Source organism: Burkholderia sp. 9779_493, assembly GCF_015712215.1.
GTDB lineage: Bacteria > Pseudomonadota > Gammaproteobacteria > Burkholderiales > Burkholderiaceae > Burkholderia > Burkholderia cenocepacia.
Window position 1 is genome coordinate 1 of record NZ_JACCQA010000084.1, and the last position, 4,325, is coordinate 4,325.

At 60.5% G+C, this 4,325-nt stretch carries 5 protein-coding genes; 4 read left to right on the forward strand and 1 reads right to left on the reverse strand.

Features of this window, described 5'->3' with window-relative positions:
• Nucleotides 1-310 precede the first annotated feature (310 nt).
• Complete coding sequence (locus H0X95_RS35530) at nucleotides 311-1,267, reverse strand: LysR family transcriptional regulator (RefSeq protein ID WP_006498289.1); 957 nt, start codon at nucleotides 1,265-1,267, stop codon at nucleotides 311-313.
• 158 nt (nucleotides 1,268-1,425) lie between these two features.
• Between H0X95_RS35530 and H0X95_RS35535 the strand changes: the two genes are divergently transcribed.
• From H0X95_RS35535 to H0X95_RS35550, 4 genes are all read left to right on the forward strand, one after another.
• Nucleotides 1,426-1,986, forward strand: coding sequence for a flavodoxin family protein (locus tag H0X95_RS35535; protein WP_006485396.1), 561 nt, complete (start codon nucleotides 1,426-1,428; stop codon nucleotides 1,984-1,986).
• Nucleotides 1,983-2,282: a hypothetical protein gene (locus H0X95_RS35540; RefSeq protein ID WP_006498287.1), complete on the forward strand. Its 300-nt coding sequence runs from the start codon at nucleotides 1,983-1,985 to the stop codon at nucleotides 2,280-2,282. The genes H0X95_RS35535 and H0X95_RS35540 overlap by 4 nt, the downstream gene beginning before the upstream one ends.
• 133 nt (nucleotides 2,283-2,415) lie before the next feature.
• On the forward strand, nucleotides 2,416-3,441 hold the full coding sequence (locus H0X95_RS35545; RefSeq protein ID WP_006498286.1) for an aldo/keto reductase: 1,026 nt from the start codon (nucleotides 2,416-2,418) through the stop codon (nucleotides 3,439-3,441).
• Nucleotides 3,442-3,540: 99 nt separating this feature from the next.
• The gene (locus H0X95_RS35550) at nucleotides 3,541-3,984 is read left to right on the forward strand and encodes a putative quinol monooxygenase (RefSeq protein WP_012493759.1); all 444 of its coding nucleotides are present in this window, start codon (nucleotides 3,541-3,543) and stop codon (nucleotides 3,982-3,984) included.
• Nucleotides 3,985-4,325 lie beyond the last annotated feature (341 nt).

Genomic DNA, 4,325 nt, shown 5'->3' on the forward strand with positions numbered 1-4,325 from the left:
GGTATCCGGGTTTCTTCCCATGTGGGGGAGGCGCGTGGATTGGGGGCCGTTTGTGATTCGGTGTGCGGAAATTGGACAGTTGGGGGGGCGGTTTTTTGCGGCATGCGATCTGATGACGCGACAAGACCTGCGCTCACGCTTCTTCCCAGTGGCAGTTACCGACCCAGAGTCGCCTTTCACCGCATCGGACGTGCAACGTCGGTTTGTCGATCTTCGGCGGTCGCTCGATGAATACTTCCGGTCGTCGCGATGCTGCACACGCAGTTTCCACGCGGAACCACACGTTTGGTAATACAACGATGGTTGACTGCTACACGCTATAGCTATCCAAGGCATCCGTAGGCACATGCAATTTGCTATCCGCCGTTAGCGCTTCCAGCAGATGTTTGACGGTAACTTGCACTCGTGGCGCGACAAGCGCCCGGTGTGGATACTGCATCACCATCTCATAGCTTCCGGGATGGTGAAACCTGTGGAGAATGACCTTCAGCGCACCGGAACGCAACCGATCCCACGCAAGATGCACCCCGACCTCCGCGATGCCAACGCTATCGCACGCCGCCTGCACCAGCGATTCCGGTGCGGATAGTGTCAGCATTGCCTTGCCGGAGGGGTCGATCGTCGTGATGCTTTTGTCGTCGCCCGTGAAGTTCCACGGCGCGACCTGGCCGCTCAGGAATCGCCGTGCAATGAGCCGGTGCGCGTGCAACGCATCCGGCGTTTCGGGCACGCCATGGTTCGCCAGATAGTCGGGAGACGCTACCAGTACTGTATTCAAGCGACAAATGGGGCGAGTCACGAGCGCGGAATCCGGGATGTTGCCGCCTCTTACCGCAATGTCGTAGCCGTCCCGGACAATATCGATGACCCGATCGTCGAAATCGACCTCGACCGACAGCGCCGGGTAGCGAGCGAGCAGCGCGGGCAGCGCCGGAAGCACGTGGTTATGCCCGAAGGCGGCACTCGTCGAAATCCGCACGCGCCCGGCCGGCACGGCCCGCTGGGCGGAAACCGTATCGATCGCGGCATCCAGTGTTTCAAGCGCGATGCGCGCGTGGCGCAAAAACGCCTCGCCTTCCTCTGTGAGTTTGAGTGTGCGGGTCGTCCGGTTCATCAGCCGCACACCCAATGCTTTTTCGAGGCCCGCCACGTTCTTGCTCACGGCAGCCGACGTGACGCCCAATTGTCGGGCCGCTGCCGCAAAACTTCCCGCATCCACGGCCTGGACGAGAGAAACGATGGCTCGAACACGCTGCGAAGAATCCACATTTCCTCCATGACTGACATCGCGCCGACCTGTCGTCGCGCCGCCGGATTCTAAACTTTCAGTTGAGGGTGGTTCAACCCTGTCAGAACTTCTCGTAATGAGTGACGCTGGTGACAATGGCGGACATCGCCCCTCCGTCCGAAGCTTGCGAGTTTTCAATGCTCATCACGATCCTCTATGACAGTGGCTATGGCCACACCGCGAAACAGGCCCAAGCCGTTGCAGACGGCGTTCGTCGCGTGCCGGGTGCCGAAGCGCAGTTGATCGCCGTTGCAGATGGCGATACGCCCTGGGAAAAACTCGCCGCGAGCGACGCGATCATCTTCGGCTCGCCGACCTACAACGGCACCGTCAGCGCGAGGCTCAAAAAGGTGATGGAGGACTCGACGCGTCCCGCGTGGATTCCCCAGTCGTGGCGGAACAAGATTGCCGCAGGCTTCACGAATTCGGGCGCCATGCACGGCGACAAGCTGAATTCCCTCGTCACGATGGCGCTGTTTGCCGCCCAGCACGGGATGATCTGGGTCGGACTCGATATCTTCCCGGGCAAGTCGCCGCAGGAGAAGAATCGTGTCGGCGGATGGCTGGGCGCGATGGCGCAATCGGATGATGCATCACCGGACATCACCCCCATCGAGAGCGATATCGATACCGCTGCGTATCTGGGCGAGCGCGTCGCTCACGTGACCAGCCAGTTCATGTCAGGAGCCGCACGATGAAATTGCTTTGTCTCGACGTCCCGCTGCCGGGGGCCAGCCCGGACGCCTATCAGCCCCATCTTCTCGAAGAAGTGCGCCATGCGTGGCATCTGTATAAAACGGGCTTCGTGCGCGAAATCTCGTTCCGTCAGGACCGCCCGGGCGTCGCCATCATTGCCGAAAGCGATTCGGTCGATGCCGCGAGACAGGCGCTCGCCGAGTTTCCGCTGGCCAAGGTCGGCCTGATCGACTGGGAGATCATTCCGCTCGGCCCGTTCGTCGGCTGGGAGTCGCTGTTCGCGTCGCGCGACGCTTGACTGCTGCGGCAGCGTCTATCGCGGTGTCGGTCCGTGGTTGTCGTGTAGCGCTGACGCGGGATAAATCGTCAACCACGGGCCTGCCGCAGTCTGCTTATCGGCGTTGTGTGACCGTAGACCTTTGAAGGTGAACATGGAATATGTCAATCTGGGCCGAACGGGCCTGAAAGTATCTCGTCTTTGCCTGGGATGCATGAGCTATGGGGAGCCTGCCCGCCTGCCCCAGCCTTGGTCCCTCGATGAAGCAGCCTCCCGCCCGTTTTTTCGGCAAGCGCTCGAGGCGGGCATCAACTTCTTCGACACTGCCAATATCTATTCGGGCGGAAGCTCCGAGGAGATCACGGGCCGAGCGCTCAACGACATGGCGCGGCGCGAAGAGGTCGTCGTCGCCACCAAGGCGTTCTTTCCGTGGCGCAATTCACCCAATACCGGGTTTCTCTCGCGGAAAGCGCTGCTTCAGTCGATCGACGACAGTCTGACCCGCCTCGGCATGGATTACGTCGACCTCTACCAGATCCACCGTTTCGACCACGGCACGCCTGTGGAGGAAACGATGGAGGCGCTGCACGACATAGTGAAGTCAGGCAAAGCCCGCTACATCGGTGCATCGTCGATGGAGGCATGGCGCTTCGCGAAAATGCAGCACGTCGCGGAACGCAACGGCTGGACACGCTTCATCTCCATGCAACCGCAGTACAACCTGCTCTATCGGGAGGAGGAACGCGAAATGTTGCCTCTTTGCGCCGACCAGGGCGTCGGGGTCATTCCATGGAGCCCGATGGCGCGCGGCAGGCTGACGCGCGACTGGAGCGAAACCACGCGCCGCACGCAGAACGATGCCTTTGCGCTGCAAATGTATCGGAACGCTGAAATCCAGGACCGGAAGGTGGTTGACGTCGTCGCGCGTATCGCCGAGGCGCACCATGTGCCGCGCGCGCACGTCGCACTGGCGTGGCTGTTGACGAAGCCGGCGATCACCGCGCCGATCATCGGGGCAACGAAGCCCGAGCATCTGGCAACCGCCATCGGCGCGCTCGACTTCTCGCTGACGCAGGACGAAATCGCCGCGCTCGAAGCGCCGTATGTCCCCCATCCGGTGGATGGCATCGTGCCACCGCTTCCGGAACATCCGCCGACGATTTCAATGCCGCGGAACTGAATGTCGCGAGCGGCGGTACGTTCAATGGCGGTAGCTTGCGAACTCGCCGCCGCGGTCGAACGTACCGCCGCTGGACGAACATCGAATGCGAGAATAGATATGAAGGGCCCGTTCATCGAGTGCCGACGTCTTATCCTCTTCGCGCTCGTTGTGATGTGTGCGGTACTGCCGTTGGGGCAGCACGGTAACGTCCATGCGCAGGAGCCAAAAATGTTAGTCCGTATCTCCGAAATCGAGATATTCAATCAGCATCTCGAAGCATATCGGCGCATCTTGAACGAGGAGGCTGAGGCGTCGATGCGCGTCGAGCCGGGGGTAGTGTGCATTTTCCCGATGGCTCAAAAGGATAGCCCGACGCACATCAAGATCGTGGAAATTTATGCGAGCCACGATGCGTACGACGCACATATCCAGTCGCCACATTTCAAGAAGTACAAGCGTTCGACGCTGGACATGGTGAAGTCCCTGCGACTGGTTGACATGGATGGGCTGGATGCTGAAGCAATGCCGCTCATCTTCAGGAAATTGAGGGGTCGGTCGTAACAAACACCGGCCAGATGGGAAGAATGGATCGCCATGAAAGCGTGCGTGTCCGTTGTCGGAACTCGACCTGCCTACCGGATGTCTGGTTGCTGTTGTTGGTCCACGACCGGTTTTGGCCGATAGTGGCCGTCAGCGTCTGTTGGACGACGCGTATCGACAACAACGTCAATCTCCGTCTGCCCGCCTCCTTTCGATCGTTCGCAGAGACCGCTCCTGAAGGCCGGACGTCCAGCTCCACCGTTTTTCCCCTCAGGAAAACCCTGATCCGACTCCGTAGGGCACCGGTTTTCAGCCGATTTTCCCACTGCCGCAAGCAGCCTCGATAGGCTCCCGCCCAACCG

Coding starts and splice junctions, on each gene's coding strand:
- H0X95_RS35545 (WP_006498286.1), top strand. CDS start 2,416: ATGGAATATGTCAATCTGGGCCGAACGGGCCTGAAAGTATCTCGTCTT.
- H0X95_RS35540 (WP_006498287.1), top strand. CDS start 1,983: ATGAAATTGCTTTGTCTCGACGTCCCGCTGCCGGGGGCCAGCCCGGAC.
- H0X95_RS35535 (WP_006485396.1), top strand. CDS start 1,426: ATGCTCATCACGATCCTCTATGACAGTGGCTATGGCCACACCGCGAAA.
- H0X95_RS35550 (WP_012493759.1), top strand. CDS start 3,541: ATGAAGGGCCCGTTCATCGAGTGCCGACGTCTTATCCTCTTCGCGCTC.